The organism is Caulobacter sp. SSI4214 (genome assembly GCF_012184455.1).
Taxonomy (GTDB): domain Bacteria; phylum Pseudomonadota; class Alphaproteobacteria; order Caulobacterales; family Caulobacteraceae; genus Caulobacter; species Caulobacter vibrioides_E.
This window is the reverse complement of the sequence record NZ_SZWJ01000077.1, coordinates 1-20,362: the sequence shown is the minus strand read 5'-3', so window position 1 is coordinate 20,362 and position 20,362 is coordinate 1. Positions and strand designations below refer to the sequence as shown.

The window sequence follows — 20,362 nt, the reverse complement described above, 5'->3', positions numbered from 1 at the left end:
GCCCAGCTTCTGGCTGCTGGCCCTGGGCGCGGCCTCCTCGTCCGTCTGCGGCTATGGCGTGGCGGCCTGGCTGCCGTCGTTCTTCATCCGGAGCCTGGGCCTGACTCTGGCGCAGACCGCCTGGTACTATTCGGGCATCGCCTTCATCGGCGGTCTGCTAGGCATCTGGCTGGGCGGCGCCATGGCCGACAGGCTGGGGGCCAAGTCCAAGGGCGCCTATCCCCTGACCCCCGCCGTGGCCTTCGTGATCTCCGTGCCCTGCTTCCTGCTCGCCATGAACAGCGGCGCCCTGGTCGGGGGGCTGGGCGGGCAGGCCGCGCTCGCCGTGGCCTTCGTGATCTTCCTGATCCCCACGGGTCTGAACCTGACCTGGCTGGGGCCCATCACCGCGGCCGTCCAGCACCTGGCTCCCGCCCCGATGCGGACCACGGCCTCGGCGCTGTTCCTGCTGATCAACAACCTCCTGGGGATCGCCGTCGGCGTCTATTATTTCGGCCTGGTCTCGGATCTGCTCAAGCCGACCTTCGGCGCGGAATCGCTGCGCTGGGCGATCTATACCGGCATGGGCTTCTACCTGCTGGCGGCGCTGCTTTTCCTGCTGGCCTCGCGGCGTCTGGCGCGCGACTGGGTCGAGTAGGGGCGCGGACGGAGGATCCGCGCGACGCGGTCCGATAGAATGCGCCACGCTTCCGTCAATTTCGGGTATCAAGAGCCGCGAACTGGAGCGTGATCGCCGAAAGTGTGAGCGGTTTCGGCGGGCGTCACGCTCCAACCTTATGATTCCGAGCCTGTTCATCCGCTTCGAATGAGTCCATTTGAAGCGGACAGGCTCCAGGCCGAGCGACTCCCGACCATGACTCCCGACGACCGCCATATCTTCCACGACCCCACGGGCAAGCGTGAGCGGCGCGCCAAGCTGGTGCTGGGCGTCTTCATCTCGGCCGTCGCCGCGATCGTGGCCGGCTTCGTCGCCACCCTGGCCTTCGCTCCGCGCCTGCCCGACGCGCCGCTGAAGGACCCTCATGTCCTGACGTCGCTGCACCAGGAGACGCCGCGAAAGACCAAGGTCGCCAAGACCTGGCGCCACGTGCCGCGGCCCAAGGACGAGACCACGGCCACCGGCGCCAAGGCGCTGTCGGTCGGCTTCTACGTGCCCTGGGACGAGGATAGCCGCGAGTCCCTGCGCCGCAACGTCGACAAGCTGGACGTGATCTCGCCCCAGTGGATCGCCATCAACGGTTCGGGCGGCGACATCAATATCGTCGACGACCCCGAAGGCGCGGCGCGCATCGCCAATGCGCCCAAGCCGCCGGCCGTGCTGCCGCTGGTCCACAACTCGGCCAACGCCGCGTTCAACGGGCCGATGGGCGACGCCCTGCTGGTCAATCCCGCCGCCCGGGCCAAGCTGATCGCCAACCTCAAGGACCTGGCCGCCCAGCGCGGCTACGGCGGCTATGTCTTCGACTTCGAAGCCCTGGGCCCCAAGGGCCTGGCCGCCTATCCGAAGTTCCTCGAGGAGGCCCGCGCCGCCTTCGCCGGGACCGACCGCGAGGTCTGGGTGACCGCGCCCTTCGACGAGGAGGGCTGGCCGCTGAAGCGTCTGGAGCAGGCGTCCGACACCCTGGTGCTGATGGCCTACGACCAGCACTACGCGCTGGGCGACCCCGGCCCGAACGCCGGTCAGGACTGGTACGAGCGCGAGCTGGCCCAGCGCTTCGCCTCGCTGGATCCGAACCGCTCGGTCCTGGCCCTGGGCGCCTATGGCTATGACTGGACGCTGAAGAAGGACGGCACGCGCGCGTCCGGCGCGCCGGCCACCTTCCACGAGGCGATGCGCAACGCCCAGGACGCCGGCGCCACGATCCGCATGGATCCGGAGACCCTGAATCCGACCTACAGCTATACCGACGACAACGGCGACAACCACGTCGTCTGGTTCCTGGACGCGGTGACGCTGTTCAACCAGATCAAGGTCACCGACGCCTGGAAGCCGCGCGGATATGGCCTGTGGCGCATGGGCATGGAAGATCCCGGCGTCTGGACCCTGCTGGGCAAGCCCTATGGCCAGATCTCGGCGAGCGGGCTGACCACCCTGGCCAACGGCCAGGGCGTCGACTTCGACGGCGGCGGCGAGGTGCTGCGCGTGGCCTCGCTGCCCACCCCGGGCAAGCGCAGCATGGAGTTCGATCACCAGACCGGCCTGATCTCGGGCGAGAGCTACGACGTCATTCCGTCCAGCTACGTGATCGAGCGCTATGGCCAGAAGAAGGGCCTGGTCGCCCTGACCTTCGACGACGGCCCCGACGGCCGCTGGACGCCCAAGATCCTCGACATCCTGAAGGCCAAGCACGCCCCGGCCACGTTCTTCGTGATCGGCCAGAACATGCAAAGGCGTCCGGACCTGGTGCAGCGCGAGGTGGCCGAGGGCCACAATGTCGGCGGCCACAGCTGGACCCACCCCAACATCGCCGAAACGCCCCTGCCGCAGGTCCAGGTCGAGCTGAACGCCACCCAGCGCCTGTTCGAGGTGCTGACCGGGCGCTCGATGCGTCTGTTCCGCCCGCCGTTCTTCGGGGACGCCGAGCCGTCGACCCCGCACGAGGTGGCGCCGCTGGTGATCGCCCAGACCCTGGGCTACATGACCGTCGGCCTGCGGATCGATACCGACGACTGGCAAAAGCCCTCGCCCCAGCAGATCATCGACCGCGCGCTGGACCGGCTGGACAATCCCGGAAACCGGCCCGGCCAGGTCGTGCTGCTGCACGACGCGGGCGGCGATCGCAGCCATACGGTCCAGGCGCTGCCCGGCCTGATCGACGCCATCCGCGCGCGCGGCTACCGCCTGGTGACGATCGGCGAGCTGGCGGGCCTGACGCCCGAGCAGACCATGCCGAAGACCTCGCGCACCGCGCTCGACCTAGCGCTGGACCGCCTCGGCTTCGACTTCTTCCGCGGGTTCCAGAAGATCATGACGGGGCTGTTCATCACCGCGATCTTCCTGGGCGTCGCGCGGCTGGTGTTCCTGGCCAGCCTGGCCCTGGTTCACCGCTTCTGGACCCACGACGAGCCCGCCGATCTCGACCCGGACAACGGTCCGTTGGTCAGCGTGCTGATCCCCTGCTTCAACGAGGAGAAGGTGATCGCCGCCTCGGTGGCGCGGATCCTGGAGTCGAAGTGGAAGAACCTCGAGGTGCTGGTTCTGGACGACGGCTCCAAGGACCGCACGGCCGACGAGGTGCGCGCCCACTTCGCCAACGATCCGCGCGTGACGCTGCTGTCGTTCGAGAACGGCGGCAAGGCGCGGGCCGTGAACCGCGGCCTGGCCGTGGCCAAGGGCGAGTACGTCGTGGCCCTGGACGCCGACACCCTGTTCCCCCCGGAAACCATCGGCCGCCTGGCCCGCTGGTTCCAGGACGAGGACATCGGCGCGGTGGCCGGCAACGCCATCGTCGGCAACCGGGTCAATGTCGTCACCCGCTGGCAGGCGCTGGAATATGTCACCGCCCAGAACCTGGAGCGTCGGGCGCTGGCGGCGCTCGGCGCGGTCACCGTGGTGCCGGGCGCCGTGGGCGCGTGGCGCAAGAGCGTGCTCGACGCCCTGGGCGGCTATCCGGCCGACACCCTGGCCGAGGACCAGGATCTGACCATCGCCTGCCAGCGCGCCGGCTGGAAGGTGGCCTTCGACCCCGACGCCCGCGCCTATACCGAGGCGCCGGACACGGTCGGCGGCCTTCTGAAGCAACGCTTCCGCTGGTCGTTCGGCACGCTGCAGTGCGTGTGGAAGCACCGCAAGGCGATGTTCAACACCAAGACGCCGGTCCTGGGCTTCGTGGCCCTGCCGCAGATCTGGCTGTTCCAGATCATCCTCGCCGTCGCCGCGCCGCTGGTCGATCTGGGCGTGGTCTGGAGTCTGATCAGCAGCGTCTACGCCGCCGTCGCCCACCCGGTGGAGTGGCGTCCGGACGACCTGATCCTGGGCCTGGTCTACTGGGCGGTGTTCATCGGCGTCGACCTGTCGGCCGGCGCCCTGGGCATGATCCTGGAAAAGCGCGCGCCGTGGTCGGACCTGCCGTTCCTGCCCGTGCAGCGGTTCGGCTATCGCCAGCTGATGTACTACGTGGTCGTCAAATCGGTGGTCATGGCCATCCGGGGCGGCCGCGTCGGCTGGGGCAAGCTGGAGCGTCGCGGCTCTGTCTCGGTGAAGGCCGGCGGATAACCGCGTTCCGCCGGGGCTTGCCTCCGAACCAGCGTGCGATAGCCTGCCTCCGATTTCGGGGGAGGGCGAATATGCGAGGAATGATCGCGGCGACGGCGCTGCTGGCGGCTTGCGGCTTGGCGCTGGGCGGCGGCGCCGCTCGGGCCGAGGACGCCCATCCGATCCTGAGGGTTCAGGTCGGGCCCCGGATCGAGGGCGCCGTGTCGGGTCGCCTGCTGGTTTTCGCCCAGCCGCTGGCCACGGCGAAGGCCGACGCCAAGGGCGGCGTCATCGAGTCCGTCGACGTCGATCCGTTCGCGGAGCACAAGGGCCACGTGTCGGCGCGCGAGGTCGGAACGGTCCGGGCCGGCGCGACCATCGACATCGACCTGGACGGGATCGCCGCGCCGCAAGCCTTCTCGCTACTGCCGCCGGGCGAGTACGCGATCCAGGCCGTGCTCGATCAGAACCACAGCTACAACTACAACGGCCGGGGCGAGGGCGACCTGATCAGCCCTGTCGCGACCCTGACCCTGCCCCTGGCGGCGGGAACGACGCTGGTGCTGGACAAGGTCGAGCCGGCCTTCGATCCCTTCAATCCTCCGGCCGACGCGCCCAAGGGGACGGCGGAACGCGTCGCGGCGGCCAGGCCCCATCTGACGGCGATCGACTTCGTCAGCCCGTCGCTCAGCGCCTTCTGGGGGCGGCCGATCACCATGAAGGGCTGGGTCCTGACCCCGCCGGGCTACGAGTCCGGCCAGGATCGCTATCCGACGGCCTACTACACGCATGGCTTTGGCGGGACGGCGCCCTACCTCGTCGGCCAGGCCGCGCGCATGTACGAGGCGATGGCCAAGAAGACGGCTCCGCCGATGATTTGGGTCTATCTGGACGAGAGCAGCGCCACCGGCACGCACGAGTTCGCCGACAGCGTCAACAACGGCCCCTGGGGGCAGGCCCTGACGCAAGAGCTGATCCCCGACCTCGAAAAGCATTGGCGCATGGACGCCACGGTCAATGGGCGGTTCCTGAACGGCCACTCGTCGGGCGGCTGGGCGACGCTGTGGCTGCAGACCCGCTATCCGAAGGTGTTCGGCGGAACCTGGTCGACCTCGCCGGACCCCAGCGACTTCCACGACTTCACGGGCGTCGACCTCTACGCGCCGGGGGCCAATCTCTATTTTGGCCGCGACGGTTCGGCCCTGCCGATCGCCCGCGACCACGCCAAGGTCCTCGCGACGATGCGCGACTCCACCGCCATGGAGGAGGCCCTGGGCGAGTATGGCGGCCAGATGCGCTCGTTCGACTGGGTGTTCTCGCCGCGCGGACCCGACGGCCGGCCGCTGCCGATGTTCGACCGGGCGACCGGCGCGGTCGATCCCGCCGTCGTGGCCTACTGGAGCCAGCACTACGACATCGCGGCCAGGCTCAAGGCCAACTGGCCGGCGCTGAAGCCGGATCTGGACGGCAAGGTGCATCTGATCGTCGGAACCGCCGACACCTTCTATCTGGACGGCGCGGCCCATCGCCTGGAGGCCGTCATGAAGGGGCTCGGGGCCAAGACCGACTTCCGCTACCTGCCGGACAAGACCCACTTCGACATCTATGCCGTCGGCGACGACCGCCAGGCGCTGATGCGCCAGATCGCCTGGGAAATGTACGCCGTCGCCCGGCCGGGCTCGAAACCGCCCGCGCCAGCCGGGCCGTGAGCCGCTTGATGCGCCAAGCACGGGGCAATTTAATATCAACTAAAGGTTGCTTTATTGTCTCCCTTCCCCTTTGATGGGGAAGGGTTGGGGATGGGGTGACAGCATGTCCGAAAGAGCCCCAAGACCTAGGCACGCACCGGGCGCCGTCAAGCGCGCTCGCCGTCTTCGCAATGCGATGACCGTCAGCGAGAAGGTTCTCTGGAAGGCCCTTCGCGCACTCGATCTTCATATCCGTCGCCAAGCGCCGATCGGACCCTACGTCGCCGACTTTGTTCATCACGGCGCACGTTTGGTTATCGAAGTCGATAGCGGTTGGCACGACCATCCCGAGGCTCGGCGTCACGATGCCGAGCGTGATGCTTGGCTTGTGAGCCAAGGCTATCGGGTTTTACGCGTTCGCGATGGAGAAGCGTTCGGCAACCCTTACGCCGTGGCCGAGCGTGTCGCGGCGGAAATTCAGCGTCACCCCATCCCAACCCTTCCCCATCAAGGGGAAGGGCTCTGGCGGCGCGCCGAGCCTCGACGGTAGGCGTGATTTCCGCCACGGGCCGATCGCTGTCCGGTGGCTCAAAAGGGTTACCGGTAACAATTCCGTAGCGTCAAAGGCTTCACGTGCCGGAACCGTGCAGATGCTGGGTCTGGGTGTCTCGTTGGACAAGATAAGCGCGCAAGCCTTCACCTTATCGTCTTCACGCGGTTGCGCCTGCGAAATAGCGCTCCTATAACCCGGCCACATTTCAGAAAGCCGTCGTCGAGACCGGGCCCTCATGAACATCCACGAACATCAAGCCAAAGCCGTACTCGCCGAGTTCGGCGCCCCCGTGCCGCGCGGCTTCGCCGCCTTCACGCCCGATGAAGCCGCCGCCGCCGCCGAGAAGCTCGGCACGCCGGTCTTCGTCGTGAAGAGCCAGATCCACGCCGGCGGCCGCGGCAAGGGTAAGTTCGAGGGCCTCGGCCCCGACGCCAAGGGCGGCGTGCGCGTCGTCAAGTCGGTCGAGGAGGTCCGCGCCAACGCCGAGGAAATGCTCGGCCGCGTGCTGGTGACCCACCAGACGGGCCCCAAGGGCAAGCAGGTCAACCGCCTCTACATCGAAGAAGGCGCGGCGATCGCCAAGGAATTCTACCTGTCGCTGCTGGTCGACCGCGCCTCGAGCAAGGTCTCGGTCGTCGCCTCGACCGAAGGCGGCATGGACATCGAGGACGTCGCCCACTCGACGCCCGAGAAGATCCACACCTTCACCATCGACCCGGCGACGGGCGTGTGGCCGACCCACCAGCGCGCCCTGGCCAAGGCTCTTGGCCTGACCGGCGGCCTGGCCAAGGAAGCCGCCTCGCTGCTGACCCAGCTCTATACGGCGTTCATGGCCAAGGACATGGCCATGCTGGAGATCAACCCGCTGATCGTGACGGCGGATGATCACCTGCGCGTCCTCGACGCCAAGCTGTCGTTCGACGGCAACAGCCTGTTCCGCCATCCGGACATCAAGGCGCTGCGCGACGAGACCGAGGAAGACCCCAAGGAAATCGAAGCCAGCAAGTACGACCTGGCCTACATCGCCCTGGACGGCGAGATCGGCTGCATGGTCAACGGCGCCGGCCTGGCCATGGCCACCATGGACATCATCAAGCTGTACGGCGCCGAGCCGGCCAACTTCCTCGATGTAGGCGGCGGCGCCAGCAAGGAGAAGGTCACCGCGGCCTTCAAGATCATCACCGCCGATCCGGCCGTGAAGGGCATCCTGGTCAACATCTTCGGCGGCATCATGCGCTGCGACATCATCGCGGAAGGCGTCATCGCCGCCGTGAAGGAAGTCGGTCTGAAGGTTCCGCTGGTCGTCCGTTTGGAAGGCACCAACGTCGAACTCGGCAAGAAAATCATCTCGGAAAGCGGCCTGAACGTCATCGCCGCCAACGATCTGTCTGACGGCGCCGAGAAGATCGTCGCCGCTGTGAAGGGCGCCCGCTAAATGTCGGTTCTGATCGGTTCCCACACCAAGGTCATCTGCCAGGGCATCACCGGCGCTCAAGGCACGTTCCACACCGAGCAGGCCATCGCCTACGGCACCCAGATGGTCGGCGGCGTCACGCCCGGCAAGGGCGGCCAGACGCACATCGGCCTGCCGGTGTTCGACACCGTCGCCGAAGCCAAGGACCGCACCGGCGCCGACGCCTCGGTGATCTACGTCCCGCCGCCCTTCGCGGCCGACTCGATCCTGGAGGCCATCGAGGCCGAGATCCCGCTGATCGTCTGCATCACCGAGGGCATCCCGGTGCTGGACATGGTCAAGGTCAAGAAGGCCCTGCAGGGCTCCAAGTCGCGCCTGATCGGCCCGAACTGCCCCGGCGTCCTGACGCCGAACCAGTGCAAGATCGGCATCATGCCGGGTTCGATCTTCTCGGAAGGCTCGGTCGGCGTCGTGTCGCGCTCGGGCACCCTGACCTATGAAGCCGTGTTCCAGACCACCAACGCGGGCCTGGGCCAGACGACGGCCGTCGGCATCGGCGGCGACCCGGTCAAGGGCACCGAGTTCATCGACGTCCTGGAAATGTTCCTGGCCGACGAAGCCACCAAGTCGATCGTCATGATCGGCGAGATCGGCGGCTCGGCCGAAGAGGACGCGGCTCAGTTCCTGAAGGACGAAGCCAAGCGCGGCCGCAAGAAGCCGATGGTCGGCTTCATCGCCGGCCGCACGGCGCCTCCCGGCCGCCACATGGGCCACGCCGGCGCCATCGTCTCGGGCGGCAAGGGCGGCGCCGAGGACAAGATCGCGGCCATGGAGAGCGCGGGCATCCGCGTCTCGCCGTCGCCGGCCAAGCTGGGCGAAACCCTGCTGGAAGTCCTCAAGGGCTAAACTAGACACCGAAACCCCGCCTCGCGCGGGGCCCAGGTTTTTTGCGACCGCCAGTCGACGATCCGAAAAAATCACCTGGGCCCCGCCGATCGACGGGCGCTCGGGTGATTGAGAGACTATATTTACGGGCCTTGGGTATGGGCTCGTGAACCTTTGGATCGAGAGCGTGGCGGTCGAACGTGGAAGCCGGTTTCGGCGACCGCCACACTCTCCTCAAAAAGAACGAGCCTGTTATCCTTTTCGGATGGGTCCGAAACGATCAGGCTTTGAGGCGAACAGCGATGGCGGACGACGCAGGCATTATCAACCAGGTCTTGACCGAGACCAGCTTCCTCTACGGCGCCAACGCCGCGTTCGTGGAAGACCTCTACGCCCAGTGGGCGGAGAACCCCGGGTCGGTCGAGCCCTCGTGGAACGCCTTCTTCTCCAGTCTCGCCGAGCAGGCCGACCAGGTTAAGCGCGCCGCCCAGGATCCCGCCTGGACGCCCCGCAAGGTCCCGACCGCGCGTCCGGATTGGCTGTCGGCCCTGGACGGTCAATGGGCCAGCGTCGCCCCCGCCGTCGAGGCCAAGGTCGCCAAGGCCATCGAGACCAAGGCTCCCGGCGCCAACGCCGAGGCCGTCCGCGCCGCCACGCTGGACAGCCTGCGCGCCATCATGATGATCCGCGCCTATCGGATGCGCGGGCACCTGGCCGCCAATCTCGACCCGCTGGGCCTGGATCCGCCCAAGGACGCCAGCGAGCTGGACCCGGCCAGCTACGGCTTCTCGGAAGCCGACTATGACCGCCCGATCTTCCTCGACTTCGTGCTGGGCCTGGAGACCTCCACGATCCGCGAGATCCTGTCGATCCTGCGCCGCACCTACTGCGGCAATGTCGGCGTGCAGTACATGCACATCTCCGATCCGGCCGAGAAGGCCTGGCTGCAGGAGCGGATCGAGGGGCGCGACAAGGAGATCACCTTCTCCAAGGAGGGCAAGGTCGCCATCCTGAAGAAGCTGATCGAGGCCGAGGGCTTCGAGAAGTTCCTGCACAAGCGCTTCCCCGGCACCAAGCGCTTCGGCCTGGACGGCGGCGAGGCCATGGTCCCGGCCATGGAGCAGATCATCAAGCGCGGCGGCGCCCTGGGCGTGAAGGACATCGTCCTGGGGATGCCGCACCGCGGCCGCCTGAACGTGCTGGCCGCCGTGATGGGCAAGCCCTACCACGTGATCTTCCACGAGTTCCAAGGCGGTTCGTCGGTGCCGTCCGACGTCGAGGGCTCGGGCGACGTGAAGTATCACATGGGCGCCTCGTCGGACCGTGAGTTCGACGACAACAAGGTCCACCTGTCGCTGACGGCGAACCCGTCGCACCTGGAAATCGTCAATCCGGTCGTGATCGGCAAGGCGCGCGCCAAGCAGGCCTTCCTGCTGCGCGAGACGCCGGACGCGGGGCGCGGCCACGTGCTGCCGCTGCTGCTGCACGGCGACGCCGCCTTCGCCGGCCAGGGCGTCGTGGCCGAGTGCTTCACCCTGTCGGGCCTGAAGGGCTACCGCACGGGCGGCACCATCCACTTCATCGTCAACAACCAGATCGGCTTCACCACCAGCCCGCGCTATTCGCGCAGCTCGCCCTATCCCAGCGACATGGCGCTGATGGTCGAGGCCCCGATCTTCCACGTCAACGGCGACGACCCCGAGGCAGTGGTGTTCGCCTCGAAGGTGGCCACCGAGTATCGCCAGAAGTTCGGCAAGGACGTGGTGGTCGACATGGTCTGCTACCGTCGCTTCGGCCACAACGAAGGCGACGATCCGACCATGACGTCGCCGCTGATGTACGCGAAGATCAAGGGTCACCCCCCGACGCGCGAACTCTATTCGAACCGCCTGGTCGCCGAGGGCGTCATCACCCAGGCCGAGAGCGATGGCTGGGTTTCGGAGTTCGAGAAGTTCCTCGACGCCGAGTTCGAGGCCGGCAAGACCTACAAGGCTAACAAGGCCGACTGGCTGGACGGCAAGTGGGCGGGCCTGACCCTGCCGGGCGACGAGGACCGTCGCGGCAAGACCGCGTTCCCCAAGACCCGCCTGCTGGAGCTGGGCCGTCTGATCACGACGATCCCCGAGCGCATCGACGCCCACAAGACCGTCCGCCGCGCGATCGAGAACCGCCGCGACGCGTTCGAAAAGGGCGAGGGCATCGACTGGGGCGCCGCCGAACACCTGGCCTTCGCCACCCTGCTCGACGAGGGCTACCCGGTCCGCCTGTCGGGCCAGGACTCGGTGCGCGGCACCTTCACCCAGCGCCACTCGGACATCATCGACCAGAAGACCGAGGAACACTACACGCCGCTGAACAACATTCGCCCGGGCCAGGCCAATTACGAGGTCATCGACTCGGCCCTGTCGGAAGAGGCGGTGCTGGGCTTCGAGTACGGCTTCTCGCTGGCCGACCCGAACACCCTGACCCTGTGGGAAGGCCAGTTCGGCGACTTCGTGAACGGCGCCCAGGTGGTGATCGACCAGTTCATCAGCTCGGGCGAACGCAAGTGGCTGCGGATGAGCGGCCTCGTCATGCTGCTGCCGCACGGCTACGAAGGCCAGGGTCCGGAACACAGCTCGGCGCGCCTCGAGCGCTTCCTGCAGCTGTGCGCCGAGGACAACATGCAGGTGCTGAACTGCACCACCCCGGCCAACTACTTCCACGCCCTGCGTCGCCAGATGCACCGCGAGTTCCGCAAGCCGCTGATCGTGATGGCGCCCAAGAGCCTGCTGCGCCACAAGCGCGCCGTCTCGAACCTCTCGGACTTCACGGAAGGGTCGGGCTTCCACCGCGTGATGGTGGACGGCGCCGAGGCCGGCTGCGACGTCGGCGGGATCACGCTGAAGAGCGACGATCAAATCAAGCGCGTCATCATCTGCTCGGGCAAGGTCTATTTCGACCTGGTCGACCAGCGCGCCAAGACCGGCCGCGACGACGTCTATCTGCTGCGTCTGGAGCAGTTCTATCCGTGGCCGATGAAGTCGCTGATGAACGTGCTCAACCGGTTCAAGAACGCCGACCTGGTCTGGTGCCAGGAAGAGCCGAAGAACATGGGCGGCTGGACCTTCGTCGATCCGTGGCTGGAGCTGACGCTGGACAAGCTGGACATCAAGGCCAAGCGCGCGCGCTACGTCGGTCGTCCGGCCTCGGCCTCGACGGCCGCCGGCCTGATGAGCCGCCACCTGAAAGAGCTCGAGACCTTCCTCAACGAGGCGTTCGCGTAAGCGTCGCGCCTCGCCCCTAAGAAACCCGCCGGACGAAACAAGAGAACTCGGAAAGCCCCATGGCCGACATCAATACCCCCGCCCTCGGCGAATCCGTCACGGAAGCGACGGTCGCCCGCTGGACCAAGAAGGTCGGGGAGGCCGTGAAGAAGGACGAGATCCTCGTCGAGCTGGAAACCGACAAGGTTTCGCTGGAAGTCGCCTCGCCGGCGGACGGCGTGCTGTCGGCCATCGGCGCGGCCGAAGGCGCGACGGTCGTTCCGGGCACGGTCCTGGGCGTGGTGAGCGAAGGCGCGACCGCCGCCGCCGCTCCCGCCGCTCCGAAGAAGCGCGTCAGCCCGGTCCAGTTCTTCCGCGAGGTGCGCGCCGAGACCCGCAAGATCACCTGGACCAGCCGCAAGGAAACCTGGATCACCTCGGTGATGGTCTTCATCATGGTCGTGATGGCGTCGCTGTTCTTCGCCGCGATCGACGGCGGCCTGGGCCTGGCCACGACCCAGCTTCTGAAGCTGGCCACCGCGGGATAAGATAAGACGATGAGCACCGAAACCGCGTCCAACCCGAACCACAAGTGGTACATCGTCCACGCCTACTCGAACTTCGAGAAGAAGGTGGCCGAGAGCATCCGCGAGCAGGCCAAGAACCAGGGCCTCGAGGAGAACTTCTCCGAGATCCTGGTCCCGACCGAAGAGGTCGTCGAGATCCGCCGCGGCCGCAAGATCAACGCCGAGCGCAAGTTCTTCCCGGGCTATGTCCTGGTGAAGATGAACCTCTCGGACGAGGCCTACCACCTGATCAAGAACACCCCGAAGGTCACGGGCTTCCTGGGCAGCGGCTCCAAGCCGATGCCGGTCTCCGAAAAGGAAGTCCAGCGCATCATCGGCACGATCGAGGAAGGCGTCGCCGCCCCGAAGGCCGTGGTGCTGTACGAGGTCGGCGAGAACGTCCGCGTCATCGACGGCCCGTTCGCCAGCTTCAACGGCTCGGTCGAGCAGGTCGACGAGGAAAAGGCCCGCCTGCGGGTCACGGTCTCGATCTTCGGCCGCGCCACCCCGGTCGAGCTGGAATACGCCCAGGTCGAAAAGATCAGCTGATCCGTCTCGAACGGTTCGGATTTCCAAAGGCCCCGCGTCGCGAGACGCGGGGTTTTTTGTTTTGCGTCTCGGCGAAGTTATCCACAGCCCCTCCGCCTCGGGACCGCGAACGCCCGTGCTTTCTGGCGTCTAGGCCCGCGAAAACAACGCCTTAGACAAAAAACACCCGTTTCTTATCCTCGCTTCGCCGCGCGGCCTCATGCTTGACCTCATGAGCCAGACCCCAACCGCCCCCTCCCCCGCCGCCTGGTGCGCCGACCTGCAGGCCCGGATGATGGCCGCGCTCGACGCCGCCTGGGCCCTGATCGAGCAGAGCGACGATCCGGCCCTGATCGCCAAGGCCCGCGACAAGGCGCGCGTGTGCGGCCAGATGGCGGCCGCCGCGCGCAAGGTGGCGATGCTGGTCCCGGCGCGAAAGGGCGCGCCCCCGCCCGCCGCGGAGGCTTTCGAGCGGCTGGAAGCGGCGACCGGTCCGATCGTGGCGGCGGCCGAGAGCAAGCCGCCCGCCGCGCAGGCCCAGGCCATGCGCGCGGCCCTGGCCAAGATGAAGCGGCGATAGCGAAGACATTACGTCGCATCATCCAGGAACGCGAAAATCAGTCCTCGCGAATACTTTTCCCACGTCTAAAGCACTCAGGTAAATATCATCGCGAACAAATCCATTCAGGAATATGAGTTTCCAACTCCCAATAAGATATCATTTGATGACGTAAAGGATTTTTAACCCGGTCAAATCCAGGTTTGTCTCATGTCGAACGCCGCGCCGACTCGCGAAATCGAGCGAGACGGCTGCTTTCCGGGAGCCGAGAGCGCTTTGAATAACCTCAAGATCAGCACGAAGATCGCGGTCCTCGTCCTTTTCCTCGGCTTGATCTGCGTCGCGGTGGCCGGCTACGGCGCCCTGCGGATCATGTCGGTGGACGCGGCCTATTCCAACCTCACCGACGTGCGGGCGAAGGCCCAATCGTCGCTACAGCGGGTCAACCGCTCCGTCAGCCAGATGAGCTATTCGGCGGCGATGGGCATCATCGCCTCGGATCCCAAGTCGGTCGCCGAGGAGACCGCCAATTACCAGGCCGCCAAGGCCAAGACCTACGGCTATATCGACAAGGCGGCGCGAGGCCTGCCGGACTACGCGTCCGAACTCGCGGTCCTGAGACGCGATCTGGACAAGGTGACGGCCGCGCTGGACAACGTGGTCCAGCTCAGCGGCCAGGGACGCGAGGCCGAGGCGAGAGAGGCCATGAAGCTGGCGCGTCCGATGGTGTCGGACTACAGCAAGGCCAACAGCGCGCTGGTCGATCGGGGCGTCACGGACATGGCGCGCGCCTCCGACGACCTCACGGCGGGCGCGGGCCGGACCGCCCGCAACCTGCTGATCCTCGCCGGCCTGGGCGTGGCGGCCGGCGTCGGCGCCGCCCTCTGGATGTCGCGCGCCGCCATCACCCGTCCGTTGACCGCCCTGGCCAACGACATGCGGCGTCTGGCCGACGGCGATCTCGACGTCCGGGTCACGGGCCAAGGGCGCCGTGACGAGGTCGGGCTGATGGCCGGCGCGGTCCAGGTGTTCAAGGACAATGGGCTTAGGGCCCGGGCGCTGGCCGCCGACGCCGAGCGCCTGAAGGCCGAGGCCGACCTCGCCAACGGCCAGGCCGAGGAACAGCGCCGCGCCAACGCGGCCGAGCAGGCCATGGTCGTCAAGGCCCTGGCCGGCAGCCTCAGCCGCCTGGCGGAAGGCGATCTGACCGCCCAGATCGACGCCGACTTCCAGGGCCAGTACGCCCAGATCAAGGCCGACTTCAACGCCGCCGTCGAGAGCCTCCGCACGGCGATGAACGCCATTTCGGAGTCGACCAGCGGCATTCGCGGCGGTTCGGACGAGATCGCCGTCGCCTCCAGCGACCTGTCGCGCCGCACCGAGCAACAGGCGGCCAATCTGGAAGAGACCGCCGCGGCGCTGGACCAGATCACGGCCACGGTCCGCGCCAGCGCGGACGGCGCGCGCCAGGCCTCCGAAGCCGCCAGCCAGGCCCGCCGGGACGCCGCCAATTCCGGCAAGGTGATGCAAGACGCCGTGTCGGCCATGGTCGAGATCGAGGAGAGCTCGACCCAGATCACCAACATCATCGGGGTGATCGACGAGATCGCCTTCCAGACCAACCTGCTGGCCCTGAACGCCGGGGTCGAGGCCGCCCGCGCCGGCGACGCCGGCAAGGGCTTCGCCGTCGTCGCCCAGGAGGTCCGCGCGCTGGCCCAACGCTCGGCCGAGGCCGCCAAGGAGATCAAGGCGCTGATCGCCGGCAGCTCCGCCCATGTCTCGCGCGGCGTCCAGCTGGTCGGCGACACCGAGACGGCCCTCAGCGACATCGTCGCCAAGGTCGCCGAGATCGACGGCCTGGTCTCGCGGATCGCCCAGTCGTCGCAGGAGCAGGCGACCGGCCTCAACCAGGTCAATATCGCCGTCAATCAGATGGACCAGGTGACCCAGCAGAACGCGGCCATGGTCGAAGAAGCCACCGCCGCCGTCTCGAACCTGCGGGTCGAGACCGGCAAGCTGACCAGCCTGGTGACGCGCTTCAAGATCCAGCGCCAGGGCTCCGCGAGCCGCCCGGGCGCCGGCCTGACTGTCGCCCAACGCCAGGACCGCGTCGCCGCCTTCGCCCGCGGCGCCTGACAGAGGCGTCGAGACGGCCCCGTCTAGAGCCTTTAGCCTGAAATTGGAATCGATTTCAGGCGTCAAAAAGGCTCTAAATCAAATTCTTAGAGCGTGAGACAAGCTGAAACCGGTTCCCACTTTCAGCCTCACGCTCTAAGGCGCCCCGAACCCGGCCCCCGCCCGCGCCTCGACCGCGCGGGCGGTGATCGGTTCGCCGCATTCCGAGCAGACCTGCACCGGGTGGAAGTCGCATCCGCAGGCCTTGTGACGGCGCAGGACGGGCGGGCCCGCCTCGCCCGCGTAATAGGCGTCGCCGAAGTGGGCGATGGCCATGACCACGGGGTGCAGGTCGCGGCCCTTGTCGGTCAGGCGATAGTCGTGGCGGACGGGGTTGTGCTGATAGGCGCGCCGCTCCAGCACCCCCTCGTTCACGAGCGTCCGCAGGCGGTCGGTGACGATGGTCCGCGAGATCCCCAGCCGCTGCTGGAAGGCCTCGAAGCGCCGCACGCCCAGGAAGCAGTCGCGCAGGATCATCAGCGTCCAGCGGTCGCCGATCACCGCCAGGGCGCGTGAGATCGAGCAGGGTTGGTCGGCGAGGTCTTCCCACTTCATGCCGCCATTCTGCGTTTGACTCAGTACAGATTCAATACGAACTTGCGCGCGGAACAACGAAACGGAGGAGGCGGCGATGACCCGGACGACGAAGGGTGCGTGCCTGGTGGTCGGCGTCGGCGACGGGGTGGGCGGCGCCATCGCCCGGGCCTTCGCCGCCGAGGGCTACACGGTGTGCATGACCCGCCGCCCCCGCCATCTGGACCAGCTGGAGGCCCTGGCCGCCGCGCTGCGCGACGCGGGCCAGGACGCGCGCGCCTTCGGCGTCGACGCCCGCCAGGAGGCCGAGATGATCGCCCTGGTCGACCGCATCGAGGCCGAGGTCGGTCCGCTGGAGGTGGTGGTCTTCAACATCGGCGCGAACGTGCGCTTCGGCCTGGTCGAGACCACCGCCCAGGTGTTCTCCAAGGTCTGGGAGATGGCCTGTTTCGCCGGCTTCCTGACCGCGCGAGAGGCGGCGCGAGTGATGGTTCCGCGCGGACGGGGCACGATCCTGTTCACCGGGGCCAGCGCCAGCCTGCGCGGCAAGGACGGCTTCTCGGCCTTCGCTTCGGCCAAGGCCGGCCTGCGGGCCGTGGCCCAGAGCGCGGCGCGGGAGCTGGGCCCCCTGGGCATTCACGTGGCCCACGTGGTGGTCGACGGGGCCATCGACGGGGTGTTCATCCGGTCGATGCGCGACAATGTCGACGACCTGCTGGCCAAGGACGAGATCCTCAAGCCCGCCGAGATCGCCGCCAACTATGTCTGGCTGCACGATCAGCCGCGCTCGGCCTGGACCCACGAGATCGACCTGCGGCCCTATTCGGAAAGCTGGTAGGCGGAGACCCGGAGCGCGGGCGAAGGAGGGAACGGATGAGCAAGACGGTGGACTTCATCTTCGATTTCGGCAGTCCGAACGCCTATCTGGCGTGGAAGGCGCTGCCCGCGATCGCCGCCCGCCACGGGGCGTCGGTGAAGCTGATCCCGTGCCTGCTGGGCGGCATTTTCAAGGCCACCGGCAACCAGGCGCCGGGCGTGGCCTTCAGCGGCGTGAAGGGCAAGCTGGACTACGAGATGCTGGAGATGCGCCGCTTCATCGCCGCGCACGGCCTGACCGCCTTTCGCTTCAATCCGCACTTTCCGGTCAATACCCTGCTGATGATGCGCGGCCAGATCGCCGCCCAGCGCGCCGGCGTGGGCGCACCCTATCTGGAGGCCATGCTCAAGGGCATGTGGGAGGACGGCCTCAAGCTCGACGATCCCGAGGTGTTCGTGGCCGCCGCCGACGCCGCCGGCCTGGACGGCGCGGCCCTGCTGGCGGCGACGGGCGAGGCGGAGGTCAAGGCCGAGCTGGTCGCCAACACCGAGGCCGCCGTGGCGCGCGGCGTGTTCGGCATCCCGACCTTCTTCGTCGGCGACGAAATGTTCTTCGGCAAGGACCGGCTGGGCCAGGTCGAGGCGGAACTGAGCCGATCCTGATCGGCTCCCGTCCACGCGCCCGAAGCCTTCGCGAACCAAAGTCCCTATACTGCGGCGCATGACCGATCACCCTCGCCTGAAGAGCCTCGCCGTCGAGGACGCCCGCGCCCGGATGCTGGACGGGATCGTCCGCCCGCCGCCCCAAACCGTGTCTCTGGCCGACGCGCTGGGGCGGGTCCTGGCCCAGCGCGTCGTCGCCGACCGTCCCCAGCCGCCGTTCGCCGCCTCGGCCATGGACGGCTGGGCGATCCGCCGCGCCGACTACGCGCCCGGCAAGGCCTTCGCGGTCGTCGGCGAGAGCGCGGCGGGCCGGGCCTGGCCGCACCGGGTCGAGGCCGACCAGGCGGTGCGGATCTTCACCGGCGCGCCGGTCCCGCCCGGCGCCGATCTCGTCATCCTGCAGGAAGAGGCCGAGCGCGACGGCGACGCCGTGCGCTTCGCGGCGGGCGACGCGCCCCGCGCCAACATCCGCGCGGCCGGCGGCGACTTCCAGACGGGAGACCCGCTGCTGGCCGAGGGTCTGGTGATCGACGCCTGGCGGCTGTCGCTGATCGCCTCGGCGGGCCTGGCCGAGGTCGCCGTCGCCCACCGGCCGCGCGTGGCGATCCTGGCCACCGGCGACGAGCTGGTCCCGCCCGGCCAGACGCCGCGCCCGGACCAGATCTTCGAGAGCGGCTCCTACGCCCTGGCCGCCCTGATCCAGGAATGGGGCGGCGAAGCCTTCCGCCTGACCGCCTCGGCCGACGACGCGGCCGCCATCGCCGCCGCCGTCTCCCATGAGGCGTCCCTCGAGGCCGACCTGATCGTCACCATCGGCGGCGCCTCGGTCGGCGACCACGACCTGGTCAAGCCGGCCCTGCGGACGCTGGGCCTGTCTCTGGCCGTCGAGACCGTCGCCCTGCGTCCCGGCAAGCCGACCTGGTTCGGACGCCTGGCCAGCGGCCAGCCGGTGCTGGGCCTGCCCGGCAATCCGGCCTCGGCCATGGTCGGCGCCGAGCTGTTCCTGAAGCCGCTGCTGGCGACCCTGACCGGGGCCGACCCGACGGTCAGGCTGGTCCCCGCGCGCCTGGCGACGCCCCTGCCCGCCAACGGACCGCGCGAGCACTGGATGCGCGCGGCCCTGTCGGTCGACGCCGAGGGACGGACCCTGGCGACGCCCTTCCCCGACCAGGATTCCTCGATGGTCGGCGTCTTCGCCCGCGCCGACGCCCTGCTGCGCCGGCCGGCCGGCGCCGAGGCCGTCTTGGCCGACACGGTCGTCGAGATCCTTCCGCTGCGTCGCGGCTGAAAGGGCGACGGCGCGGGGCGAGCGTGCTAATGGCGGGACGACTCCCCCGGGTTGACCCGACCTTTTAGGCTCGAAAGGCGCGTTCATGGGCCATGCAGGCAAGATCGTCACCCATGTCCTGCTGGCCCTGCTGGCGTTCCTGGCCGGCCGCCTGCTGGTCGTCAGCGTTCCCCTGACCCCCGACGCCTTCGTGCAGATGGCCGGCTATGGCGTCTCGGCCCTGATCGTCGAGCTGGTGTTCCGCGTCGAGCGCGCGCCCTGGCGATTCGTGTCGGCCAGCGACCACCTGCGCCTGTTCCGCTCGTCGGCGCTGACGGCCGTGACCTTCATGGCCATCACCCGCTTCGTCCATCCGGGCATCGACGGCGGCCTGCGCACCCTGGCCGCCGCCGCCGTGTTCCAGACCACCCTGCTGTCGGCGCTGCGCATCATCCGCCGCAGCGGCCATGAGCGGATGCTGCTGGAGTCGGTCCTGCGCCTGGGTCCCGCCGCGATGCTGCCCGCCCTGCCGCGCCTGCTGATCATCGGCTCGACCAGCGAGGCCGAGGCCTTCCTGCGCGCCCCGGCGGGCCTGGGCGAGCGCTACGCCCCGATCGGCGTCGTCTCGCCGCTGGACCGCGAGACCGGCGACGAGCTGCGCGGCGTCTGCGTGCTGGGCGCCATCGCCGACTTCGACAGCGTGCTGGCCCGGCTGCGCGACAGCGGCCTGCCGCCCTCGGCCATCCTGTTCCTGACCGACAGCGCGATGAGCACCTTCGGCGCCGAGCGCCTGGGCCGGCTGAAGGCCGAGGGCGTGCGCCTGCTGCGCCGCCACGGCGTGGTCGAGATGGGCGCGGCGGCCAACACCCCCCAGCTGCGCGAGATCAGCATCGAGGAACTCTTGAGCCGGCCGCCTGTCCGACTGGATCCAGAGCCGGTTCGCGCGCTGGTGTCCGGTCGACGGGTGCTGGTGACAGGCGCGGGGGGCAGCATCGGTTCCGAGCTCTGCCGTCAGATCGCCGCCAGCGGCTGCGCCCATCTGACCATGGTCGACGCCTCCGAATACAACCTGTTCCACATCGAGCACGAGATCGCCGAGCGGCACCCGCTCCTCTCGCGTCGTGAGGCGCTCTGCGACGTCCGCGACGCCGCCCGCGTCCAGCGTGTCTTCACGGAGATGAAGCCGGACATCATCTTCCACGCTGCGGCGCTGAAGCATGTCACGCTGGTGGAGAACCACCCCTGCGAGGGCGTCCGCACCAATGTGCTGGGCA

General features: G+C 68.2%; 15 protein-coding genes and 2 pseudogenes. 16 read left to right on the top strand and 1 reads right to left on the bottom strand.

Translation table 11 applies throughout. The annotated features are described in order from the left end of the window. The 12 genes and pseudogenes from FCU40_RS17885 to FCU40_RS17835 all read left to right on the top strand — a co-directional run. A pseudogene (locus tag FCU40_RS17885) lies at positions 1-637 on the top strand (MFS transporter); the annotation flags it as partial. Between the two features lie 216 nt (positions 638-853). Further along, complete coding sequence (locus FCU40_RS17880; RefSeq protein WP_168076756.1) at positions 854-4,216, top strand: glycosyltransferase; 3,363 nt, start codon at positions 854-856, stop codon at positions 4,214-4,216. 71 nt (positions 4,217-4,287) lie between these two features. Then, a complete protein-coding gene (locus FCU40_RS17875; RefSeq protein WP_168076754.1) occupies positions 4,288-5,904 on the top strand; it encodes an alpha/beta hydrolase-fold protein in 1,617 nt (538 codons plus the stop codon). A 175-nt stretch (positions 5,905-6,079) separates the two neighbouring features. After that, positions 6,080-6,433 carry a DUF559 domain-containing protein gene (locus FCU40_RS17870; protein WP_200864131.1) on the top strand — a complete coding sequence of 118 codons (354 nt, stop codon included), beginning with the start codon at positions 6,080-6,082 and terminating at the stop codon, positions 6,431-6,433. 238 nt (positions 6,434-6,671) lie between these two features. Next, positions 6,672-7,871, top strand: coding sequence for an ADP-forming succinate--CoA ligase subunit beta (gene sucC / locus FCU40_RS17865; protein ID WP_004619225.1), 1,200 nt, complete (start codon positions 6,672-6,674; stop codon positions 7,869-7,871). Further along, positions 7,872-8,756, top strand: coding sequence for a succinate--CoA ligase subunit alpha (sucD, locus tag FCU40_RS17860; RefSeq protein WP_004619223.1), 885 nt, complete (start codon positions 7,872-7,874; stop codon positions 8,754-8,756). It begins immediately after the preceding gene. 281 nt (positions 8,757-9,037) lie between these two features. Further along, a complete protein-coding gene (locus FCU40_RS17855; protein ID WP_168076752.1) occupies positions 9,038-12,001 on the top strand; it encodes a 2-oxoglutarate dehydrogenase E1 component in 2,964 nt (987 codons plus the stop codon). Positions 12,002-12,060: 59 nt separating this feature from the next. Then, a pseudogene (locus FCU40_RS23390) lies at positions 12,061-12,321 on the top strand (biotin/lipoyl-containing protein); the annotation flags it as partial. A gap of 39 nt (positions 12,322-12,360) precedes the next feature. Then, the gene (secE, locus tag FCU40_RS23385; protein WP_241693638.1) at positions 12,361-12,528 is read left to right on the top strand and encodes a preprotein translocase subunit SecE; all 168 of its coding nucleotides are present in this window, start codon (positions 12,361-12,363) and stop codon (positions 12,526-12,528) included. A 9-nt stretch (positions 12,529-12,537) separates the two neighbouring features. After that, complete coding sequence (nusG, locus tag FCU40_RS17845; RefSeq protein WP_004622414.1) at positions 12,538-13,095, top strand: transcription termination/antitermination protein NusG; 558 nt, start codon at positions 12,538-12,540, stop codon at positions 13,093-13,095. 199 nt (positions 13,096-13,294) lie between these two features. Further along, positions 13,295-13,654: a hypothetical protein gene (locus FCU40_RS17840; protein ID WP_342672565.1), complete on the top strand. Its 360-nt coding sequence runs from the start codon at positions 13,295-13,297 to the stop codon at positions 13,652-13,654. Positions 13,655-13,909: 255 nt separating this feature from the next. After that, a complete protein-coding gene (locus tag FCU40_RS17835; RefSeq protein WP_168076748.1) occupies positions 13,910-15,769 on the top strand; it encodes a methyl-accepting chemotaxis protein in 1,860 nt (619 codons plus the stop codon). Positions 15,770-15,904: 135 nt separating this feature from the next. Here the strand turns inward: FCU40_RS17835 and FCU40_RS17830 are convergent, their stop codons facing one another. Beyond that, on the bottom strand, positions 15,905-16,363 hold the full coding sequence (locus FCU40_RS17830; RefSeq protein ID WP_168076746.1) for a helix-turn-helix domain-containing protein: 459 nt from the start codon (positions 16,361-16,363) through the stop codon (positions 15,905-15,907). A gap of 76 nt (positions 16,364-16,439) precedes the next feature. Here FCU40_RS17830 and FCU40_RS17825 point away from each other — a divergent pair, with 76 nt between their 5' ends. From FCU40_RS17825 to FCU40_RS17810, 4 genes are all read left to right on the top strand, one after another. Continuing rightward, positions 16,440-17,180 carry an SDR family NAD(P)-dependent oxidoreductase gene (locus FCU40_RS17825; protein WP_168076744.1) on the top strand — a complete coding sequence of 247 codons (741 nt, stop codon included), beginning with the start codon at positions 16,440-16,442 and terminating at the stop codon, positions 17,178-17,180. Positions 17,181-17,215: 35 nt separating this feature from the next. Continuing rightward, positions 17,216-17,821: a DsbA family protein gene (locus FCU40_RS17820; RefSeq protein ID WP_168076730.1), complete on the top strand. Its 606-nt coding sequence runs from the start codon at positions 17,216-17,218 to the stop codon at positions 17,819-17,821. A gap of 58 nt (positions 17,822-17,879) precedes the next feature. Then, positions 17,880-19,109 carry a gephyrin-like molybdotransferase Glp gene (gene glp / locus FCU40_RS17815; protein WP_168076726.1) on the top strand — a complete coding sequence of 410 codons (1,230 nt, stop codon included), beginning with the start codon at positions 17,880-17,882 and terminating at the stop codon, positions 19,107-19,109. Between the two features lie 85 nt (positions 19,110-19,194). After that, positions 19,195-20,362, top strand: a 1,168-nt coding sequence (locus FCU40_RS17810) for a polysaccharide biosynthesis protein (protein WP_168076724.1), incomplete at its 3' end; no start/stop codon positions are given.